The organism is Pseudomonas sp. LBUM1666, assembly GCF_059695775.1.
In genome coordinates this window covers 5,381,699-5,403,706 of the sequence record NZ_CP166789.1, presented here as the reverse complement: position 1 = coordinate 5,403,706, position 22,008 = coordinate 5,381,699, and the positions used below count along the sequence as shown (strand labels likewise).

General features: G+C 58.9%; 16 protein-coding genes. 6 read left to right on the top strand and 10 right to left on the bottom strand.

Going from position 1 to position 22,008, the window contains the following annotated elements; translation table 11 throughout:
* Positions 1–78 precede the first annotated feature (78 nt).
* The 3 genes from ACA056_RS24910 to yjiA all read left to right on the top strand — a co-directional run bounded on the left by ACA056_RS24910 (position 79) and on the right by yjiA (position 3,499).
* A complete protein-coding gene (locus ACA056_RS24910; protein WP_497268482.1) occupies positions 79–2,145 on the top strand; it encodes a carbon starvation CstA family protein in 2,067 nt (688 codons plus the stop codon).
* A 14-nt stretch (positions 2,146–2,159) separates the two neighbouring features.
* Complete coding sequence (locus ACA056_RS24905; protein WP_008154232.1) at positions 2,160–2,357, top strand: YbdD/YjiX family protein; 198 nt, start codon at positions 2,160–2,162, stop codon at positions 2,355–2,357.
* Positions 2,358–2,527: 170 nt separating this feature from the next.
* On the top strand, positions 2,528–3,499 hold the full coding sequence (gene yjiA / locus ACA056_RS24900; protein WP_497268480.1) for a GTPase: 972 nt from the start codon (positions 2,528–2,530) through the stop codon (positions 3,497–3,499).
* Positions 3,500–3,603: 104 nt separating this feature from the next.
* On the opposite strand, the gene ACA056_RS24895 is transcribed toward yjiA, so the two are convergent.
* The 6 genes from ACA056_RS24895 to ACA056_RS24870 form a co-directional block, all read right to left on the bottom strand.
* Positions 3,604–4,290, bottom strand: a complete 687-nt coding sequence (locus ACA056_RS24895; RefSeq protein ID WP_497268478.1) for a GntR family transcriptional regulator — start codon at positions 4,288–4,290, stop codon at positions 3,604–3,606.
* Between the two features lie 25 nt (positions 4,291–4,315).
* Positions 4,316–5,020 (bottom strand): FadR/GntR family transcriptional regulator, encoded by a 705-nt coding sequence (locus ACA056_RS24890; protein WP_497268476.1) that lies wholly within the window; start codon positions 5,018–5,020, stop codon positions 4,316–4,318.
* A gap of 67 nt (positions 5,021–5,087) precedes the next feature.
* On the bottom strand, positions 5,088–6,401 hold the full coding sequence (locus tag ACA056_RS24885) for a C4-dicarboxylate transporter DctA (protein WP_497268474.1): 1,314 nt from the start codon (positions 6,399–6,401) through the stop codon (positions 5,088–5,090).
* 403 nt (positions 6,402–6,804) lie between these two features.
* Entirely contained in the window at positions 6,805–7,356 is a 552-nt protein-coding gene (locus ACA056_RS24880) for a hypothetical protein (RefSeq protein ID WP_497268472.1), read from the bottom strand.
* Between the two features lie 294 nt (positions 7,357–7,650).
* Complete coding sequence (gene glyA / locus ACA056_RS24875) at positions 7,651–8,904, bottom strand: serine hydroxymethyltransferase (RefSeq protein ID WP_123367763.1); 1,254 nt, start codon at positions 8,902–8,904, stop codon at positions 7,651–7,653.
* 248 nt (positions 8,905–9,152) lie between these two features.
* Positions 9,153–13,001: a sensor domain-containing protein gene (locus ACA056_RS24870; protein WP_497268470.1), complete on the bottom strand. Its 3,849-nt coding sequence runs from the start codon at positions 12,999–13,001 to the stop codon at positions 9,153–9,155.
* A gap of 285 nt (positions 13,002–13,286) precedes the next feature.
* On the opposite strand from ACA056_RS24870, the gene ettA reads away from it, so the two are divergent.
* Positions 13,287–14,951, top strand: a complete 1,665-nt coding sequence (gene ettA / locus ACA056_RS24865) for an energy-dependent translational throttle protein EttA (protein ID WP_059402021.1) — start codon at positions 13,287–13,289, stop codon at positions 14,949–14,951.
* A 184-nt stretch (positions 14,952–15,135) separates the two neighbouring features.
* Here ettA and ACA056_RS24860 read toward each other — a convergent pair whose 3' ends face one another.
* The 4 genes from ACA056_RS24860 to ACA056_RS24845 form a co-directional block, all read right to left on the bottom strand.
* On the bottom strand, positions 15,136–15,630 hold the full coding sequence (locus tag ACA056_RS24860; RefSeq protein ID WP_497268467.1) for a GreA/GreB family elongation factor: 495 nt from the start codon (positions 15,628–15,630) through the stop codon (positions 15,136–15,138).
* 70 nt (positions 15,631–15,700) lie between these two features.
* Complete coding sequence (locus ACA056_RS24855; protein ID WP_010467512.1) at positions 15,701–16,057, bottom strand: hypothetical protein; 357 nt, start codon at positions 16,055–16,057, stop codon at positions 15,701–15,703.
* A gap of 119 nt (positions 16,058–16,176) precedes the next feature.
* Positions 16,177–18,030, bottom strand: coding sequence for an Lnb N-terminal periplasmic domain-containing protein (locus ACA056_RS24850; RefSeq protein ID WP_497268465.1), 1,854 nt, complete (start codon positions 18,028–18,030; stop codon positions 16,177–16,179).
* A gap of 93 nt (positions 18,031–18,123) precedes the next feature.
* The gene (locus ACA056_RS24845) at positions 18,124–18,612 is read right to left on the bottom strand and encodes a DUF3015 domain-containing protein (RefSeq protein ID WP_017340868.1); all 489 of its coding nucleotides are present in this window, start codon (positions 18,610–18,612) and stop codon (positions 18,124–18,126) included.
* Between the two features lie 276 nt (positions 18,613–18,888).
* On the opposite strand from ACA056_RS24845, the gene ACA056_RS24840 reads away from it, so the two are divergent.
* Together ACA056_RS24840 and ACA056_RS24835 are read left to right on the top strand one after the other, a co-directional pair.
* A complete protein-coding gene (locus ACA056_RS24840) occupies positions 18,889–21,327 on the top strand; it encodes a Lon protease family protein (RefSeq protein WP_497268462.1) in 2,439 nt (812 codons plus the stop codon).
* A gap of 335 nt (positions 21,328–21,662) precedes the next feature.
* Positions 21,663–22,004, top strand: a complete 342-nt coding sequence (locus tag ACA056_RS24835) for a PA4575 family protein (RefSeq protein ID WP_046048783.1) — start codon at positions 21,663–21,665, stop codon at positions 22,002–22,004.
* Positions 22,005–22,008: the final 4 nt, after the last annotated feature.

Below are 22,008 nucleotides of genomic sequence, written 5' to 3'. Positions count from 1 at the left end.
CGGGGGATGGCCTTTGCGGCCGTTAGCGCTAAACTCGGGATGGCTGTCTTTCTTGTCCACCCTGGCTGGAATCATAAAATGAAAAATAATAATAGCCTGCTACGCCACCTACCTTGGCTGTTGCTGGCAATCGTAGGGGCGTGCGCCCTCGGTGTAGTGGCATTGCGCCGAGGCGAGGCGATCAACGCCTTGTGGATTGTGGTCGCCGCCGTGGCCATCTATCTGGTTGCGTATCGTTACTACAGTCTGTTCATCGCTAACAATGTGATGCAACTCGACCCGCGACGGGCCACCCCCGCCGTGCTCAACAATGACGGTCTGGACTACGTCCCCACCAACAAACACATCCTCTTCGGTCACCACTTCGCCGCCATCGCTGGCGCAGGGCCGCTGGTCGGTCCGGTCCTGGCGGCGCAGATGGGTTACCTGCCCGGTACGCTGTGGCTGATTGCCGGCGTGGTGCTGGCCGGTGCCGTTCAGGACTTCATGGTCCTGTTCATGTCCACCCGCCGCAACGGCCGTTCCCTCGGCGACATGGTCCGTGAGGAAATGGGCCGCATCCCCGGGACAATCGCGCTGTTTGGCTGCTTCCTGATCATGATCATCATCCTCGCGGTGCTGGCGCTGATCGTTGTAAAAGCTCTGGCCGAGAGCCCGTGGGGTATTTTCACGGTGATGGCGACCATCCCGATCGCGATGTTCATGGGCATTTACATGCGCTACATCCGCCCGGGTCGCATCGGCGAAATCTCCGTTGTCGGCGTGCTGTTGCTGCTGGGTTCGATCTGGCTGGGCGGGCAGATTGCCGCTGATCCGGTCTGGGCCAAGGCGTTCAGCTTCACTGGCGTGCAGATTACGTGGATGCTGGTAGGTTACGGTTTCGTGGCCGCCTCGTTACCGGTCTGGCTGATTCTGGCGCCGCGTGACTACCTGTCGACGTTCCTGAAAATCGGCACCATCGTGGCGTTGGCGATCGGCATCCTGATCACCATGCCTGAGCTGAAAATGCCGGCGCTGACCCAGTTCATCGACGGTACTGGCCCGGTGTGGAAGGGCGGTCTGTTCCCGTTCCTGTTCATCACCATCGCCTGTGGCGCGGTCTCGGGTTTCCACGCGCTGATCTCGTCCGGCACCACGCCGAAACTGCTGGATAACGAGGTCAACGCCCGTTACATCGGTTACGGCGCCATGCTGATGGAATCCTTCGTCGCCATCATGGCGATGGTTGCCGCTTCGGTGATCGAGCCAGGCGTGTATTTCGCCATGAACAGCCCGGCGGCAGTCGTCGGCGGTGACGTGGTGGCCGTGGCACAAACCGTCAGCAGCTGGGGCTTTGCAATCACCCCGGAAGCGCTGCAAGCGGTGGCCAAGGACATCGGTGAAACCACGATCCTGGCCCGTGCTGGCGGTGCGCCGACCCTGGCGGTCGGTATCGCGCAGATCCTGCACAGTGTCCTGCCGGGTGAAAACACCATGGCGTTCTGGTACCACTTCGCGATCCTGTTCGAAGCGCTGTTCATTCTGACGGCCGTCGACGCCGGTACCCGTGCCGGCCGTTTCATGCTGCAGGATTTGCTCGGCTCGTTCGTGCCGGCGCTGAAACGCACCGAATCCTGGACCGCCAACCTGATCGCAACCGCCGGTTGCGTGGCGATGTGGGGTTGGTTGCTGTACCAGGGCGTGATCGATCCGCTGGGTGGCATCAACACCTTGTGGCCGCTGTTCGGCATCTCCAACCAGATGCTGGCCGGTATCGCACTGATGTTGGCAACCGTTGTGCTGATCAAAATGAAACGCCAACGCTACGTCTGGGTCACCATGCTGCCCGCTGTGTGGCTGCTGATCTGCACCACCACCGCCGGCTTCATCAAGCTGTTCGACGCCAATCCGGCGATCGGCTTCCTGTCGCTGGCCAAGAAGTACAGCGATGCGCTGGCCAACGGTCAGATCCTCGCACCGGCCAAGGACATTACGCAGATGCAGCACGTGATCTTCAACGCCTACACCAACGCAACGCTGACGGCGCTGTTCCTGTTCGTGGTATTCAGTATCCTGTTCTATGCGCTCAAGGTCGGTATTTCCGCCTGGGGCAGCAAAGAACGTACGGATAAAGAAGCGCCATTCCAGGCTCTGCCGGATGCGTAATCGAGGATTGCAGCATGTTCAATGACCTGAGTCGCCTCGGTAAATACCTCGGTCAGGCCGCCCGCCTGATGGTCGGGATGCCCGACTACGACAATTACGTCGAGCATATGCAAACCAAACACCCGGACAAACCGGTGATGACCTACGAGATGTTCTTCCGGGAACGCCAAGAGGCTCGATACGGTGGCAAGGGTGGGCCGAAGTGCTGTTGATCTACTAGCAACGGGTTATCAGATGTAATGTGGAGCGGGCTTTTGTGGGAGCGAGCTTGCTCGCGATGCAGGCAACTCGGTATATCGTCAACACCGAGGTGATGCCATCGCGAGCAAGCTCGCTCCCACAGGACCGCTCCCTTTTTTTGTGTAGTAGAAGGAGATCCAGTTTGTCCTCTCCCATCCCAGTCACGATCCTCAGTGGCTTTCTCGGCGCGGGAAAAACCACGCTGTTGCGCTACCTGCTCAAAGCCGAACACGGCCTGAAAATCGCCGTGATCGAGAACGAATTCAGTGACGCCGGTATCGACACCCAGCTGTTGGGCGACGAACCGGTGCAAGTGATGACGCTGTCCAACGGCTGCGTCTGCTGCACCATCCACACCGATCTGACCAAGGCTTTGTACCTGCTGCTCGAACGCCTGGACAGCGGAGAAATCGCCTTCGACCGTCTGGTGATCGAATGCACTGGCCTGGCCGACCCGGCACCTGTGGCCCAAACCTTTTTCATCGATGAAGAGCTGCGCGAGCGCTACATCCTCGACGGCATCATCACCCTGGTCGATGCGGCGCACGCTGACACTCACCTGACTCAAACCATCGCCCAGGCGCAGATCGGTTTCGCCGACCGCTTGCTGGTGAGCAAGCGCGATCTGGTGGACGAGTCGACCTTTACCGCGCTGAGCGAGCGCCTGACCCGCATCAACCGTCGCGCACCGATCCGTGTGGTCGAGCACGGCAAAATTGACCTGGCCGAATTGCTCGACGTGCGCGGTTTCAATCTCAATGCCGACCTGGGTGGCGGCGTCAGCCTGCGCCCGGTGAGCAAAGCGCCGTCCATCGACCGCATTTCCAGCCTGGTGCTGCGCACCGACAAGCCGCTGGATATCGACAAACTCAGCGAGTTCATGAACGAACTGCTGGAAGACCATGGCAAGCAATTGCTGCGCTACAAAGGCGTGTTGAACATCCTTGGTGAGCCGCGGCGCATGGTGTTTCAGGGCGTGTTGAAGTTATACGGATTCGATTGGGACACGGAGTGGGCCGACGATGAAACGCGTGAAAGCGTGATCGTGTTCATTGCCGATGATTTGCCGGAAGAGAAGATTCGCGAGGGGTTTGATCGGGTGGCGGCGGAGTAAGCCCCCGACATTTTTAGCGAGCCTGATGCCGCCATCGCGAGCAGGCTCGCTCCCACAGGGGAATGTATTTCAAATGTGGGAGCGAGCCTGCTCGCGATAGCGGCCTAACCGACAACACGATTCTGACTGAGTGTCGGTCCGGCGTTGAGCAACATCGCTTCCAAATGATCCAGATGCTGGCCCAGCAAGTTCTCAGCCTTCACTGCTTCGCCGCGTTCCACGGCTTCCAGAATCGCCTGGTGCTTATGCCATACGCAATAGCCCTCCAACCCCACCTCAAACTGCGCAATCGCCAGCGAAGTCAACGGCACCAAGCTGCCAAGAAAATGCGCCAACGGTGCATTCCCCGCCATTTGCGCCAACCGCAGATGAAACTCCCCCGATAACCGGATCGCCGCACCCCGCACGGTGCATTGGCGCTCGCTCTCGATCAAGTTTCGCAGCGGCTTCAAGTCCTGTAGGCGTGATTGACAGGCCAGTCGCACCAAGGTGATTTCGGCCAACCGCCGGGCATGCAGCATTTGTCGGGTTTGATCGCTGTCGAGCGCGGCGACCCGGGGCCGATGATTGGCTCGAAGGACTATGACCTGTTGATGGGACAGCCGCGTCAGCACGCCGCGAATATCACTGCGCCGGGCGTTGAACATCTGCGCCAGGCTTTCTTCCGTAAAGCGACTGGCCGCATGAAGGCGCTGTTCGAGAATGGCGTCGAAGATTCGCGAATAGAGGTCCTCTACCGGCTGGAGGAAGGGCAAGGCCGTGAGGGTTTGCGGTGAGGCGAAGCTGTTCATGGCTTGTCTCCAGTTCGAAGCGGACTCAACTGACGAAGTTGTCGTCCGGAATATTCAATTCGATGCCCATCCGCTGGCCTTCCCGAAGGATGTGCCGACGCATCTCGGCGCTGGCCTGGGCGCTGTTTTTACTGCGAATAGCGCGCACCACGGCTTCGTTCTCCTCAAGGCGCTCAGCCAAATGCTCCGGGGAATTGCGCAGCACGTCGGCGCTTTGCTTGAGGGCGTTGCTGGTCTGTTGCACCACACTCTGGAAAATCGGGTTCGACGTCAGCGTGAACAGCTCTTCGTGGAAGGCGATGTAGGCGTTTACGCCGGCTTCGCTGTCGTTGGCTTCCAGCGCTTCGCGCATGTCCATCAGGGTCAGACGCAGTTGCCCGACTTCCTTGCTGCTGATCGACTGCGCCACCAGGCCGACGATGAACGGTTCGAGGGTGTAACGCAGTTGCAGCACGTCTTCCAGGCTCGCACCGGCGACTGCGCTGTCGTGGCGTTGGCTGTCGCTGAGATTGGCCTCCAGCACCACCACGCCTTTACCCGGCATGGAGCGCACCAGCCCAAGGGTTTCCAGCACGATGACGGCTTCACGCAGGCTCGGGCGGCTGATGCCCAGTTGTTCGGCCAGCTCACGCTGCCCCGGCAGCATCTCGCCGGAGCGCCACTGACCACGGGCCAGAGCGGCCCGAAGTTTTTCTACTACTGAATTCACAACGGTCGACGAGGTGATCACTGTTCGCTCCATGAGCATCCAAAACGATTGATGACCGTACCTGCCCGCAGGCAGGCACGGCGATTACTCAGAATTCCTGCTGATGTGCCGGGCCGACAGGCTTTCTCGGCTGGAAGGTATAACCCACCTGACCAGAAAGTACTTTGTTCGCCCGTTGAATATCGATGTCCTTTTCCCAGCGCGCGATGGCCACAGTGGCGACGCAGTTGCCGATCAGGTTGGTCAGCGCCCGGCCGATGCCCATGAACCAGTCCACTGCCAATACCAGCACCAGGCCGACCACCGGAATTGCCGGGATCGCCGTCAGTGTCGCTGCGAGAATCACCAGCGCCGAGCCGGGAATACCGTGGGCACCTTTGGAGGTGATCAACGACACCAGCAGTATGGTCAGCAGGTCGGTCATGGCCAGCGGCGTGCCGGTGGCATTGGCGATGAACACGATGGCGAGGGTCAGGTAGATCGAGAAACCGTCCAGATTGAACGAGTAACCGGTAGGAATGACCAACCCGACCGTCGAACTGCCAATGCCCAGATGTTCAAGCTTGCGCATGATTTGTGGCAGCACGGCGTCGGAGGAGGCGGTGCCCATGACGATCAGCAGTTCTTCGCGCAGGTACTTCAGCAACGACCACATCTTCAGGCCCGAAAGGCGCATCACCAGGCCGAGAATCAATGTCACAAACGCCACACAGGTCAGGTAAAACAGGCCGACCAGGCTGCCCAGGTGTTGCAGCGAATCCAGGCCATATTTGCTGGTGGTGAAAGCGATGGCGCCGAACACGCCGATCGGCGCCAGACGCACGATCATGCCCATGATGCGGAAGATCACATGGCTCAGCTCATTGATCAGCCGGGAAATACCCGACGCTGCTTCGCCCACCAGGTTCAGCGCACTGCCGAACAGCACCGAAAACAGCAGGACTTGCAGAATGTTGTTTTCCGCGAAGGCGCCGATGACCGAGGTCGGGATCAGGTTCATCAGGAACTGGGAGGTGGTTTGCATGTGCTGACCGCGCTGGGCGATGTCGCCCATGTCGGCAGCGGAAAGCTGATCCAGATGAATGTTCGCGCCGCTGCCGATGCCGGTGGTGAAAGCGAACACCAGACCAATCACCAGGGCGATGGTGGTCAGGATTTCGAAGTAGATCACCGATTTCAGGCCGATGCGTCCGACCTTCTTCAGGTCGCCGGCACCGCTGATGCCGCTGACCACTACGCAGAACACGATCAGACCGATGAGCATCTTGATCAGTTTGATGAAGCCATCGCCGAGCGGTTTGAGCTGGGCGGAGTATTCAGGGAGGGTCAGCCCACAGACGATGCCGAGCACCAGTCCGAGAACCACTTGGAGGAAGATTGAACGCGAGCACCATCTGAGCATGGGAGGAGTCCTGGTCGGTGTCCTGGCTGCCGTGCGCTTCGCGCATCAGATTCAGGACTTAATTATTGTGGTCTTACCGGTATGTCCAGTGCAGGCGCAGTCTACGCTCGGTTTTTTCGGGATTACAAGTGAAAATATCAAAATTGGCATGACCGGTCTGACCAGTGGCGCGCAGCCGTAGAAGTCCATGATCGATAGGTGCGGGGAGGAGTGATTGTGTTTATTGCCGATGGTGGCGGAAGAGAAAATCCGTCAAAAGGTTTTATGACGTGGAGGTTTAGCGACTGTGATTGAGTTTTTATAATTCGGTTATTGATGGTGGGATATTTTACTTTGGTTGAGACGGAAAACTAATGTCGGCCGATAATTTTATCGACCGACACTGACATAAGTAGCGTGAAGCTTAAACTTCGTTGGGAAAACTAAGGTAAGGGGCGTTTCGTTCCACAATTGTAAAGTTAAACATAAATGGCGATCCGCCCTTATTGGCGAAATAAGTAAATTTGGAGTCATGCAGTCGGTGTATGTGCAAAGCTCCAGGCAATCCTGAAACTTGTAGATAAACATCTAATGCGTCTGATTTGACGGTGTCAATTGGCAGGATAGAGCCCCGTTCGTCTATAAGGTTATAAGTGTTCGATCCCTCGGACGGAAAGGCCCCCAGAAGTCCATTTTTACTAAGGCTGAGGCACTTGCCAAAATAGGGGCCTGGTGTTCGGATGTAGAGCCTGTAACCGTTACCGGTATACCTGAAATAGAGGGTTGCACGGGGTTCGGGGCGCAGGCTCAGGAGGTGCGAGTCATCCCGGGATTGGGGTCGTCCGGTATAGTGCCCACCACTGAAAAGCGATGAGCTTACGGTTGCTTTTTCGCCATGCACCACGTCAAGAAAATGTACTAGAGTAGTTTGGGCGCCAAGGGTCGCGAGAAAGGATTTTTGTCGATCGGTACTCATGATGTGTTCTCAATATCCATTTGAGTGTTTTCTGGAAGGTAAGCCATCGGCCAACGTGTTAGTTGCGTTGCTTAAAAATAGAATATAGATATTTTGGAGTTTGTGTATGGAGTACGTTGAGTTCGTGTGCATCAAATTGTTTTGGTGGGTATAAATAGTGTTAGGGAGAGTTGAGTTGTGTGGTTGAAGTGCAAAAGGTTTTTAAGTGTTCGGCTGTCTATACGTTGCGCGTACAAAAAAGCCCGATCATTTCTGATCGGGCTTTTGGGGTGTTGGTAATGCGGGCTAGTCTAGTTAAGCGCCATATACCGGCAGCTTCTTGCAGATGGCCTTGACCTTCTCACGAACGGCGTCGATCACCGCTTCGTTGTTCAGGTCCGCCAGGATGTCGCAGATCCAGCCGGCCAGCTCTTTGCACTCTGCTTCCTTGAAGCCGCGAGTGGTCACAGCCGGAGTACCGAAGCGCAGACCGGAGGTGACGAACGGGGAGCGTGGATCGTTTGGCACGGAGTTCTTGTTCACGGTGATGAATGCTTTGCCCAGAGCGGCGTCAGCGTCTTTACCGGAGATTTCCTGCTTGATCAGCGACAGCAGGAACAGGTGGTTTTCAGTACCGCCCGATACCACGTCGAAACCGCGCTCGATGAACACACCGGCCATGGCCTTGGCGTTCTTCACCACTTGTTGCTGGTAAGTCTTGAACTCAGGTTGCAGTGCTTCCTTGAAGCAGATCGCTTTAGCGGCGATCACGTGCTCCAGCGGGCCGCCCTGGGCGCCCGGGAATACGGCGGAGTTCAGCTTCTTCTCGATGTCGGCGTTGGCGCGAGCCAGGATCAGGCCGCCACGTGGACCGCGCAGGGTCTTGTGCGTGGTGGTGGTCACGACGTCAGCGAAAGGCACCGGGTTCGGGTAGACGCCAGCGGCGACCAGACCGGCCACGTGGGCCATGTCGACGAACAGGTAGGCGCCGACTTTGTCAGCGATTTCGCGGAAACGCGGGAAGTCCAGGATCTGCGAGTAAGCAGAGAAACCGGCCACGATCATTTTCGGCTTGTGCTCAACTGCCAGACGCTCGACTTCGTCGTAGTCGATCAGGCCATTGCCGTCGATGCCGTACTGAACGGCGTTGTACAGCTTGCCAGAGGAGGAAACGCTGGCACCGTGGGTCAGGTGACCACCGTGCGCCAGGCTCATGCCCAGGATGGTGTCGCCCGCTTGCAGCAGAGCCAGGTAAACGGCGCTGTTGGCTTGCGAACCGGCGTGCGGCTGAACGTTGGCGTAATCAGCGCCGAACAGTTCTTTTGCACGATCGATGGCCAGTTGCTCGACCACGTCGACAAACTCGCAACCACCGTAGTAGCGCTTGCCCGGGTAGCCTTCGGCGTACTTGTTGGTCAATACCGAGCCTTGAGCTTCCATCACCGCAGGGCTGGTGTAGTTTTCCGAAGCGATCAGCTCAATGTGCTCTTCCTGGCGCTGAGCTTCTTGCTCCATGGCGGCAAAGAGATCGGCGTCGTACTTGGCAATAGTCAAATCACGGCTGAACATGGCGGTCCTCAAGGATCGGGGCAGAAAAGGGGGGCATTCTAACCCAATGGGTTTTAGATGGCATATGAAAGGACATCATGTCGCAGACAAGTGGCGTTCATGCTGGGATCAGCGGTGATCGTGCTGGCCTCTTCGCGAGCAGGCTCGCTCCCACAGTGGATCTTTGAGGTTCACAAATTGTGTGTACACCCGAAAACCCTGTGGGAGCGAGCTTGCTCGCGATAGGGCCATCAGCAGCGCTGAAGATTTCAATCGAACATGAACAACGCATCATTGCTGAACTGCGCCTCAAACCGGTTCGCCGGCATCGGCCGCCCGAACAGATACCCCTGAACCTCGTCGCAACCATGCTCACGCAGGAAGTCGAGTTGCTCGTGGGTTTCCACGCCCTCGGCGATAACTGCCAGATTGAGGCTGTGGGCCATGGCGATGATCGCGCGGGCAATCTGCGCATCCTGCTCGCCCGACGGCAGGCCGTCGACGAAGGTGCGGTCGATTTTCAGCACGTCGATGGGGAACTGCTTGAGGTAGTTGAGTGATGAGTAACCGGTGCCGAAGTCGTCGACCGCAATGCTCAGGCCAAGATTTTTCAGCCCGGCGAGAATCTGCATCGCTTCGCTGACTTCGCGCATCAGGATACTTTCGGTCAGTTCCAGCTCCAGGCATGCCGGCGGCAGGCCGGTTTCCTTGAGGATGGTGGCGATCCGTGTCCCGAGTTGGCCGTCGGAGAATTGCCGGGCCGAAATGTTCACCGACACCTTCGGCACCCGGACCTTGGCCTGATGCCAGGTCTTGAGCTGACGACAAGCCTCGCTGATCACCCAGTCGCCGACATCCACCACTAGGCCGAGCTCTTCGAGCACCGGAATGAAGTCTCCCGGCGGCACCAGCCCGCGTCGCGGATGGCGCCAGCGCAGCAAGGCTTCAGCGCCGGTCAGGCGTTTGCCATCGCCGCTGAACTGCGGTTGGTAGTAGAGGACGAATTCGTTCTGCTCCAGGGCGTGACGCAAGTCGCTTTCCAGCTCCAGACGCTCCAGGGCGCTGGCGTTCATGTCGGCCTGATAGAACTGGAAGTTGTTCTTGCCACGCTCCTTGGCGTGATACATCGCGGTGTCGGCGTTTTTCATCAGCTGGCTGAGTTCGTTACCGTCCTGAGGGCTCAGGGCGATGCCGATACTGGCGGTGACGAAGAACTCGCGACCTTCAAGCACGAACGGTTTCACCAGGCTGGCGAGAATCTGTTCGGCCACATGAATCGCCCGGTTCAAGGCAATTTCACGGTTGGCCCGCGGTTGCAGCAGCAAGGTGAATTCATCGCCGCCCATGCGCGCCACGGTGTCGTCATCGTCGACACAGCCGAGCAGGCGCGTGGCCATTTCCTTGAGCATGCGATCGCCGGCGGCGTGGCCCAGGGAGTCGTTGATCGGTTTGAAACGGTCCAGGTCGAGGAACATCAGCACCACCCAGGACTTCTGCCGCTCGGCCGATTGCAGCGCCGTGTGCAGGCGATCCTGGAACAGCGTGCGGTTGGGCAGGTGAGTCAGGGCGTCGTAATAGGCGAGGCGGTGAATCCGCTGCTCACTGGCCTTGCGTTCGCTGATGTCGCTGAAGAAGCACACGTAGCTGGCCAGATCGCCTTCATCATCCAACACCGCCGTAATCCCGACCCAGGCCGGGTAATGCTCGCCATTGCGTCGTTTGAGCCAGACTTCGCCTTCCCACGTGCTGTGCTGATGCAATTGCTTGAGCACGTAACGCAGATGGGCTTCCTGCTGATCGTCGACGGTCAGCATGTTCGGTAACTGGTCGAGCACCTGCTCCACCGCATAACCGCTGACACGGCTGAAGGCTTCGTTGGCCTGGACGATGTAGCCGGCCGGATCGGTGATCAGGATCGCCGAGGTCGAGTGCTCAAATACAGTCGCGGCCATGCGCAGGTCTTTTTCGGCCCGGCGTTGCTGGCTGATGTCGCGACCGACGCCCAGCACGCCTTCGAATGCACCGTGTTCGTCCCAGACCAGCACCAACCGCAGTTCGATGGGGATCTTGCGCCCGTCGGCCCGCAGGCAGTCGAACAAAAACAGTTGGGTTTGCACCTGACTGCGTAACAGTGCCAGTTGGTCGGGTTTATTCAGCGCTTTGCTGACCCGGTCCATCAGGCTGTAAATGCCGGTCAGCTGTTGCGGGTTGGCGATGGTCGATTGCCAGCCGTTCTGGAAAATCCAGTCGGCGTCATAGCCCAGCACGGCTTGCACCGACGGGCTGACGTAGTTGAGCGCCATCTTGCTGTCGGTCGAGAAAATCACGTCACTGATGCTTTCGGCGAGCATCCGGTAACGCTGCTCGCTGTCGCGCAGGGACTCACTGGCTTCAATCTGATCGGTGATGTCCTTGGCCACGCCGATGATCCGCGTGACCTGATCATGCTTGTCTCGCGCCAGCGCCTGTTCGCGGATGTCGAAACGCCGCCATTTACCGTCCCGGTGGCGGAAGCGCAGTTGGCACTGCATCAATTGTCTGTAACCGGCCTGGCGCTGGGTTTGGCGCGAGCGGTGGTAGAAGTCGGCATCTTCGGGGTGCAGCAGAATTTCCCAGAAATACTCGCCCATCTGGTGCAGTTCGGTATGGTTGTAACCGAGCGTCTGGCCCAGGTGGTGGTTGCTGAAAATCATTCGCTGGCTGATCACGTCTTGCACGTACAGATGATCCGGCACGGTGCGTACCACGTCGGACCAGAATCCTTCACGCTCCAACAGCGACAGTTCGACGAGCTTGCGGCTGGTGATGTCGGTGATGCTCAGGATCACCGCTTTATAGTCGTCCTGGTCTTCCGGCAGACGCAGGACCAGCCACAAGTGCTGGTCGCGGCCATTGGCGTCCTGCAGTTTGATTTCCAGTTCAAGCTGTTTCTGCTGGTTGAGCACCGCGTCGAGCACTTGATCGCCGATGGCGGTGCCGTCCTGCGGATTGCCATCGATCAGCAGTTTCCAGGCTTGATCGCAAGCGTTGACATTGAGCAGTTGCAGGGCGACCAGGTTGACTTCGGTGATGCGCAGTTCCTGCAGCAGGTGCTGGCGTTGTTCCGGTGTATCGAGCCAGGCCTTCAGGTGTTCGCTGCTGTGCAGCTGAGCTTTGTCGAAGAAGCTTTTGAGCCCGGACACGTCGAGTACACACAAGGCGACGCCGGTGCCTTCGAAAATATCCTGGTAGCGTCGACGGCCTTCGTGCACCTGGCGTTGGCGACGGCGCATGTTCAGCAGGGCGATAAACGGCAGCAGGGAGAAGGCCAGGCCCAGTAGGCATTTGCCGATGAACGCCGGCAGCAGCTGTTCGATCACCCGTTGCCGGTCGAACAACCCGCGCAGTTGCCAGTCGCTGCTGCTCAGGGGCACGGTCAGCACACTGTTGGCCACATCGTCCTCGGTCAGTTCGCCGGGCTTGGCCAAGGGTAGTGACTCATCGCGACTGATGACTTGGTGATTGAAGCGGTTTTCCACCAGCCACAGCGGGCGAATACCGGTTTCGTTTTGTTTTGTCAGCGACGAGAAAAATGTCGGCGTCAGGCGCAGAACCCAGTAGCCGCGGGTACTACCGCTGGCTTGATGCAGCAGCAGATGCACCACCGAACCGTCATTGGCGTTGCTGAAATAATGGGCCTGGGCGTGACTGCGCCGGACCAGTTCGTTCAGGTAGTCGGCGTCATCGCTGTTGTCGGCGCTGTCGGTGAGGACTTTCCCGGAAGGGCTGAGCAACGCAAGGCTGCGCAGATCGGGCAAGGATTTTTGCAGTTTGCGAAACAGCGCCTGCTGTTCGTCGGCGCTTTGCGGTTGTTCGACGATCGGTAGCAGGTTGAGGGCGATCTGGGCGTTGAGCGCCATGTTCAGGCTGACTTGCGAGGCCAGATCGGCGGTGTAGTCGATGGTGTACTGACGCTGGTGTCGTTGGGCATCGCGAAGCTGATCCAGCAACTGCCAGAACAGCAGCGCGAGCAACAACAGGACGAGCGCCGCCAGCGCGCCCTTCAAGGACCCACGCAGGGGGGAGCCGGTCGCAGGATTGAGTGCGCTCACGGAAGAAGGGGGAGAGACATTAGACAAACTGTAATCCTGCGGTTTGGCTGGACTGGCGCGACATGCACTATAAGCCGGACGCCCGAAGGGCGGCTAGCATGCCCTGAGTTGTGGCAAAGTGCCAGTCCCGCTCGGCTGGACTGCCTTCCGTCAATCAGGTAGCTTTGCCGGTTACGCGGGAGCGTTCCAGCTCCTAGAATCAGGCTTTTTCAGCGCGCACGCATTGATACCCATCAATCGGACGACGCGCACGGCCTGGCCGGGCATCGCCCGCGCGCCAATCATTCATCGATCACTGACCCTAGGTTCTCCATGGCTCAATACGTATTCACCATGCATCGGCTGGGTAAAGTTGTTCCGCCGAAGCGGGAAATCCTGAAAAACATTTCGTTGTCGTTCTTCCCGGGCGCCAAGATTGGCGTACTCGGCCTTAACGGTTCGGGTAAGTCCACGCTGTTGAAAATCATGGCGGGCGTCGACACCGAGTTCGACGGCGAAGCCCGTCCGATGCCGGACCTGAACATCGGCTACCTGCCGCAAGAACCGATCCTGGACCCGACCAAGACCGTGCGTGAAGTGGTTGAGGAAGCGGTCAGCGTGATCAAGAACGCCCAGGCTCGCCTGGACGAGGTCTACGCGGCTTACGCTGATGAGGATGCCGACTTCGACAAACTGGCCGCCGAACAGGCCAAGCTCGAAGCCATCCTGCAGGCCAGCGACGGTCACAACCTGGATCGCCAACTGGAAGTCGCCGCCGATGCGCTGCGTCTGCCGGCCTGGGATGCCAAGGTTGAATTCCTGTCCGGTGGTGAGAAGCGTCGTGTGGCCCTGTGCCGCCTGCTACTGTCTGCTCCGGACATGCTGCTGCTCGACGAACCGACCAACCACCTGGACGCCGATTCCGTCGCCTGGCTGGAGCACTTCCTGCACGATTTCCCGGGCACCGTGGTCGCGATCACGCACGACCGTTACTTCCTGGACAACGTCGCTGGCTGGATCCTCGAGCTCGACCGCGGCGCCGGTATCCCGTACGAGGGCAACTATTCGGGTTGGCTCGAAGCGAAGTCCGACCGTCTGGCTGCTGAATCCAAGCAGCAGTCGGCTCACGAAAAAGCCATGAAGGAAGAACTGGAGTGGGTGCGCAAAGGCGCCAAGGCCCGCCAGTCCAAATCCAAGGCTCGTCTGCAACGCTTCGAAGAAATGCAATCGCAGGAATTCCAGAAGCGCAGCGAAACCAACGAGATCTACATCCCGGCCGGTCCACGCCTGGGCGACAAGGTCATCGAGTTCAAGAACGTTTCCAAGGGCTATGGCGATCGCGTGCTGATCGACAACCTGTCGTTCTCCATGCCTAAAGGCGCCATCGTTGGCGTGATCGGCGGTAACGGTGCCGGTAAATCGACCCTGTTCCGTATGCTGATGGGCAAGGAAACACCGGATTCGGGCAGCATCGAAGTCGGCGAAACCGTGCAACTGGCGTGCGTCGATCAGAGCCGCGAAGACCTGGACGGCAGCAAGACGGTGTTCCAGCAAATCTCCGACGGTTCCGACCAGATCCGCATCGGCAACTACGAGATCCCGTCGCGCACCTACGTCGGTCGCTTCAACTTCAAGGGCGGCGATCAGCAGAAGTTCGTCAAGGACCTGTCCGGTGGTGAGCGCGGTCGCTTGCACCTGGCCCTGACCCTGAAAGAGGGCGGCAACGTCCTGCTGCTCGACGAACCGTCCAACGACCTCGACGTTGAAACCCTGCGTTCCCTGGAAGAAGCCCTGCTGGACTTCCCGGGCGCCGCCATTGTGATCTCTCACGATCGGTGGTTCCTTGACCGCGTCGCGACTCACATCCTGGCGTACGAAGACGACTCGCAAGCGGTGTTCTTCGAAGGCAACTACACCGAGTACGAAGCCGATCGCCGCAAACGCCTCGGCGAAGCCGCGACTCAGCCGCATCGTGTACGGCACAAGAAACTGGCCTGATTTCAGGTTGGTTGCATGAAAAAAACGGAGCCTTCGGGGCTCCGTTTTTTATGGGCTTCAGTTACACCGCGCCGCGGCCATCGCGAGCAGGCTCGCTCCCACAGGGATGGGCGTTGGCTACCAATCTGAAGCCCACTGAATATCTACTGTGGGAGCGAGCTTGCTCGCGATGGCGGCCTAAAGGTCAACCAACTTCTATGCCCAATACCTCAATCAGCAAATCCCCCGCCGGCCGCTTCCACAGCACTTCATCCCCGACTTGAGCTCCCAACAACGCCCGACCCAGCGGTGACCCCCAATTGATCAGCCCGCTCGCGGCATTCGCCTCGTCCTCGCCAACCAATTGCACACGCTGCTCGTTGCCCTGTTCATCGGCAAACGTCACCCAGGCGCCAATCTGTACTTTGGCAGTCGAAGAGGCCGGGACGACTAACTGAGCGCTTTGCAGTCGTTGATTGAAATACCGCCAGTCACGCTCAAGGTCGGCCTGGCGCTGTTTGTCGGCCAGTTCACCTTTTGCACTTTGTTCATTGAGCAGGTTTTGCACCTCGGCGAGTTTCGCTTGAAGCTGGGCGAGACCGGCCGGCGTGACGTAATTGGGCTGTGCGCTGACCTGCCGTTCGACTGGCTGATCGGCTTGCGCGGCGGCGTTATCTTCATTGACGAAAGCGCGACTCATGGTTTTCTCCCGTTATAGGGTTTGGGCCATGGTTGCAGGCTTTTAGTTTCGATGGATGTCTGTCAGCGACTCATTGCGAGCGATAGGCACGGGCGGCGTCCTGGTCCTTTTGTTGCTGCCAGGCTTTGTCCCGGTCGTCCCAATGGTGACTGCGATAGTCCTCGCGATCCTCGCTTTCGCGCATGGCCTGGCACTGGCGAAAACCGTCGCTCCAGCCTTCGGCGTACTGCTTGTCCTTGAGATATCGCGGGACGTTCTTGCGAAATTCACCGGTGATTGCCCCGGCGGCTTGTCGGCCACTGCTGCAACCGTCATCGAAACCATCGGCGAACGCCGGTGGATAACCCTTGGCGATCAAATCTTCGTGGGTCGTCTGGCAACCCGCGATCAACATCAGCAAACCCAACACACCTGCGCAACGCCACATCTCGGACTCCTGGGCCGTTCGACGGCCTATGTATGAAGTCTAGGAGTGGATTCGTGAGGCGATTGTGAAAGACCTGTGATTAATCCGTTGACCAACGCGAATCCCCTGTGGGGTGTCAGTCAATAGTGATACCACTTCACCTCAAGCATCACTTCGTTCTCCGGGGAGGCGAGGTGGCTGAATTCGCGCTGGGCACTCAGGCGCAAACCGAGGTTGCGCGACAATTCCCACTGCTGATTCAGGCTGATGCTGCGCCGTACTTCGCCATTGGTGAAGAAATCGCCCTTGGCTTCCAGGCTGAAGTTGCCCAGCGGGTTTTTCCACAGCACACCGCTGTTGAAGCCTGCCGCCGGGGCAATGAAACCCGCGAAATCGTTGTTGTGTTCGACGCGCACGGTGCCCAGTGCAAAGCCGAGCATCTTCTCACCCAGTTGCCAGGTGCCGCCACCACCACCGTTGACGTGGCTGACCAGCGTTTCGTCGTCATGCTTGCCCGGCACGCGTTCCAGACCGCCGGTGACTTGCCACGAAAGCGGCTGCAACAGCTCATTGCGCGGCGTCAGGGAACGAATGGTCGCCAGGTCCAGTTGCTGAAACTGCCAGTGATTGCCTTCGTACTGGCGCAGTTTCATCTGCAGGATTTCGATCTGTGCACCAAGCGGGAAGCTCTCGGCGTTATCGTTGAGATCGTGGTAAGCCATGCGCAGGCCATATTCGCCGAATGCCTTGTCGCCCCGGGTGCCGATACCGGCCTGCCAGGTGCGGGATTCGTGGCCGTCCTCGGGCAGGCCGGGGCGTGGGATGTCCAGTTCTGGCGGCGGGTTCTGGTTGATCGCGCGCAACAGTTCGAAACTGCGCTGGGCCCGTTGCGGGTCGCGCTCCTGGCCATTGGCGCGGTAGCGCTCCAAGCGATAGGCCGCATCGATGATCAGCGCCTGACGATCCTTGGGTTGCGCCTTGAAGGCCGGGTCTTGCAGTTGTTGTTGATCGGCGCTGACTTTCAGCACCCACTCCTGTTCTTCGCCGTTCAGTGGCTCGGCGCGGCTCAGCAATTCGCGTTCGCGGGACGGGCGATATTGAATGGATTCCACCAGTCCGGCTTCTTTCACCGCTTTGACGGTGTCCGTAGGAATCGCGGTCAGTGGGAACTGTTCGGTCAATCTCAGGTTCGGGCGGGCCACTTGCAGCAGTTCCAGCAGGCGATAAGAGCAGTTTTCGTCGAAGAAAAAATAGTCGAACTGGATCTGCTTGAGCTCCCAGACGTGCTCGACCATGCGCTCGGTTTCTGCCGGGGTCAGGTTCAGGCGGTATTCCCACAGATCGCGATTCTCGAGGCTGCGGTATTCCGAGAGTTTTTCCTGATAAGGCACCAGCGCAAACAGACCGGGGTAGCCGCCCATCAAGCCTTTCCAGGCATACAGGATGCTGTTGTCCGAGCCTTCGATGTACGCGCCGAAGTTGATTGCATAGCTGAGCAGGGCGGTTTGATCGCTCTGCACATTGGCCTGGTCGATGCGCAGCAACGTGTGGCCGAACATCGATGACGGACTGTTCAGATACGCTGCCGGGAAAATCATCACCGCACTGTGGGGCGAAACATCCTTGAACCATTGCTTGAATTCAGTGCAGGGAAGCGTCGGCAGATCAGTCAGGTTGAGCTGTGCTTTGAGCCAGCGGGTGCGGGCCGGGTAGACGCATTGCGCATGTTTTTCGCCAGCACTGGCCGGGGCGTACAGCGCTTGCACGGTCGCCGCCAGCTCGCGGTCAGGATGTTCATTGCCGTCGGCGGCGAGGAAGAATTTCTTGTCGCTGACGTAGCTGCGCCAGCCGCCGAGTTTGGCGGTTTCGTAGTGCCCCAGGGAAATCCAGAAAGGGTCATTGGCCAGTTGCTGCAAACGTTGATTGTCGACATGTGGCGCGGCAGACAGCGGGGCGCAGACGCAGAGCGTCAGCCAGGCAAGGCGTTTGAGCATAGTGGGCAACTTAAGTCGAAAGAAACAAAGACCCAAAAAGGGCCAGGTTCAAAAAATAAAACCCGCTCCCCGAAAGGAGCGGGCGGGTCGAGCTTAAGCTTGAGTGGCGTACTTGGCCAGACGAGGATCGCTCTTCAGAACGGCCAGGGTGTTGGTATGCACGTCGTCAGCGGTCACGTCAGCCTTGCTGAAGATCTGCTGGAAGTGCTCATGAGTGACGGCGGCGAAATGCGCACGGTCTTCCGGCGCCACGCCCAGTACCACAGCGTAAGTGGTCAGCGCTTCGCCCTGACCTTTAGCCATGTCTTCAGACAGCTCGTTCATCATGCCATTCATGGCAATCCAGGATTTGCCGCCATAGGTCAGCGACGCATTGGTCGAGCAGCCGTTGGTACCAGAGGTCATACCGAAGGTTGCGTTGCCGGAAGTGCCGTTGGTGGTGGATGCCAGGAAGTGAGCCGGGGTGCCACGCTGACCTTCGAACAGCATGTTGCCCCAACCGCAATCCGGGCCGCCTGGCGCCTGAGCCATGGCATTGAGGGATACAGCGGTGAAGAGAGTACCGAGAAGAATCCGTTTCATAGCTTTGTTCTCTTTATGTGCATACCAATGGACAAGGGGTCTGGCCCAATCCGGCGCCAGTGGGCCAGTTATTAATCCAGCCGCGCAGTTTGGAGTTTAGGCACGATCCCGGGGTTCCGTGATTTTTTGCAAAACATTCATTGAAAACATTGATTTGGCCCCGGCCCGCCTGGGGATGCCGCTTTGTCTATGCTTTGGCTAGAGGTGCGCCTTGCAAGTGAGGTATGGGCAGCGCCAGAATGCCGCTATCTGCCCCGCCTGATGTAAGGAAGCCCGATGCCTGATCCTGTTGCTGCCAGCTTGCGTCTAGCGCCCGAAGCGCTGACCCGTCCGTTTTCCGCTGAACAGTTCAGCTTCTCTACCACCAATGATTTGGAGCCCTTCCGCGGTGTGCTTGGCCAGGAACGTGCGGTCGAAGCGCTGCAGTTCGGTGTGGCGATGCCACGCCCCGGTTACAACGTATTCGTCATGGGCGAGCCCGGCACCGGCCGGTTTTCGTTCGTCAAACGCTACCTGAAAGCCGAAGGCAAACGCCTGCAGACCCCGGCGGACTGGGTCTACGTCAACAATTTCGATGATCCTCGCGAGCCCCGCGCACTGGAGCTGCCGTCGGGCACCGCCGGTGCCTTTATCGATGACATCAACGGCTTGATCGACAACCTGCTGGCGACTTTTCCGGCCGTGTTCGAGCACCCGTCCTACCAGCAGAAGAAAAGCGCCATCGACCGCGCCTTCAACCAGCGTTACGACAAGGCGCTGGACGTGATCGAGCGTCTGGCGCTGGAGAAGGATGTTGCGCTGTACCGCGACAGCACCAATATCGCCTTTACGCCGATGAGCGAAGGCAAGGCTGTGGACGAAGCCGAATTTGCCCAGTTGCCGGAAGCCGATCGCGAGCGTTTTCACGACGACATTTCGTGGCTGGAAGAGCGGCTGAACGAAGAGCTCGCCAGCCTGCCGCAGTGGAAGCGTGAGTCGAGCAATCAAATGCGCCAGCTCAACGAAGAAACCATCACCCTGGCCTTGCAACCGTTGCTGTCTCCGTTGTCGGAGAAATACGCAGAGAACGGGGCGGTTTGCGGTTACTTGCAAGCCATGCAGGTGTACCTGCTCAAGACCGTGGTCGAGCAACTGGTAGACGACAGCAAGACCGACGCCATCGCCCGCAAGCTGCTGGAAGAGCAATACGCGCCGAGCCTGGTGGTCGGTCATCCGTTCAGCGGCGGTGCGCCAGTGGTCTTTGAGCCGCACCCGACTTACGAAAACCTGTTCGGCCGCATCGAGTACACCACCGATCAGGGCGCGCTCTACACCACGTATCGACAGTTGCGTCCGGGTGCGCTGCACCGCGCCAACGGCGGCTTCCTGATTCTTGAAGCGGAAAAAATGCTCAGCGAGCCATTCGTGTGGGATGCGCTCAAACGCGCGCTGCAATCGCGCAAATTGAAAATGGAATCGCCGCTGGGCGAGATGGGCCGTTTCGCCACCGTGACCCTTACTCCGCAACATATTCCGCTGCAGGTCAAAGTCGTCATCATTGGCGCCCGACAGCTCTACTACACGCTGCAGGACCTCGATCCGGATTTCCAGGAGATGTTCCGCGTCCTGGTGGACTTCGACGAAGACATCCCGATGGTCGACGAAAGCCTGGAGCAGTTCGCCCAGTTGCTCAAGACCCGCACTTCCGAAGAAGGTATGGCGCCGCTGACCGCCGATGCGGTGGCGCGTCTGGCGACTTACAGTGCCCGTCTGGCTGAGCACCAGGGGCGTTTGTCGGCGCGGATCGGTGATCTGTTCCAACTGGTCAGCGAGGCGGATTTCATTCGCCAACTGGCCAGTGACGAAATGACCGACGCCGGGCACATCGAACGTGCGCTCAAGGCCAAGGCCACGCGTACCGGGCGCGTCTCGGCGCGGATTCTCGATGACATGCTGGCCGGGATCATCCTGATCGACACGGATGGCGCGGCGGTGGGCAAATGCAACGGGCTGACAGTGCTGGAGGTCGGCGACTCGGCGTTCGGTGTGCCGGCGCGGATTTCCGCCACGGTGTATCCGGGCGGTAGCGGCATCGTCGATATCGAGCGCGAGGTCAACCTCGGCCAGCCAATTCACTCCAAAGGCGTGATGATCCTCACGGGGTATCTGGGCAGTCGATACGCCCAGGAATTCCCGCTGGCGATTTCCGCGAGTATCGCCCTGGAGCAATCTTACGGTTACGTCGATGGTGATAGTGCATCGCTGGGCGAGGCTTGTACGCTGATTTCGGCCCTGTCGAAAACCCCGCTCAAGCAGTGTTTTGCGATCACCGGGTCGATCAACCAGTTCGGTGAAGTGCAGGCGGTGGGCGGGGTCAACGAGAAGATCGAAGGCTTCTTCCGGCTCTGCGAAGCCCGCGGGCTGACCGGTGAGCAGGGCGCAATCATTCCCCACGCCAACGTTGCCACGCTGATGCTCGACGAGAAAGTGCTGACGGCGGTACGCGCGGGGCAGTTCCACGTCTACGCCGTGCGCCAGGCTGATGAAGCCCTGAGCCTGTTGGTCGGCGAGCCGGCCGGTGCGCCGGACGCCGATGGCCAGTTCCCTGAAGGCAGCGTTAACGCGCGGGTGGTGGAGCGCTTACGGGTCATCGCAGAAATGATCAGCGAAGAAGATCTCAAGGAAGCCGAGAGAGAGATGGCGCAGGAAGCCTTGGTGGAAACCAAGCCCGCCTGACATACGCCTAATCTGAGGATGACACCGATCCTGTGGGAGCGAGCTTGCTCGCGATGAGGACTGATATTCAACATCTGAGTTGGCTGAAAGTCCGATATCGCGAGCAAGCTCGCTCCCACAGGTTTTAGTGTGTTGTCGAAATCGACATTCAGATCAAAAGTGCCATCAGTCTGGCGTCAATATTCACACAATGACCATTCGGCGCCTTCTGGTCTCACCTGACGTGCTAGTCAAACTTTTCTTCTATTCTCAGCTCAAGGATATCGACAGTAATCACTGGATCGAGACAGCCCTCCCGTGGGGGTTGAATACCGGATCTACCGAGGGTCGCTGCCATGTCGCGCAACCTCTGCCTCACCCGTCAATGCCTGGGCCTTGTGACCCGTATCGAGTGTGCCATCCGCCCTTTGGCGGGGGATACGGGCATGTGGACTTTACTCTTCGCCGCCGGAATGGCCGGCGAACAACCTTCTGCTATCAAGGCCCAAGGCCCGTTTCATGGTCCCTTTGTGGCTGAGTCGATCCTCGACACCATTGTTGAAAGTCTCACCCTGCACGGCTATGAGCTGGCCGATGATCCGCAAATCTGGTGCCTGCACCTGCAAGCCCAGCTGCGGGAAATCAATGGTGGCCGCTGCCGCAACCCTGGAGGTTTCGAGTTTCGGCCCGAGCACTGAACAG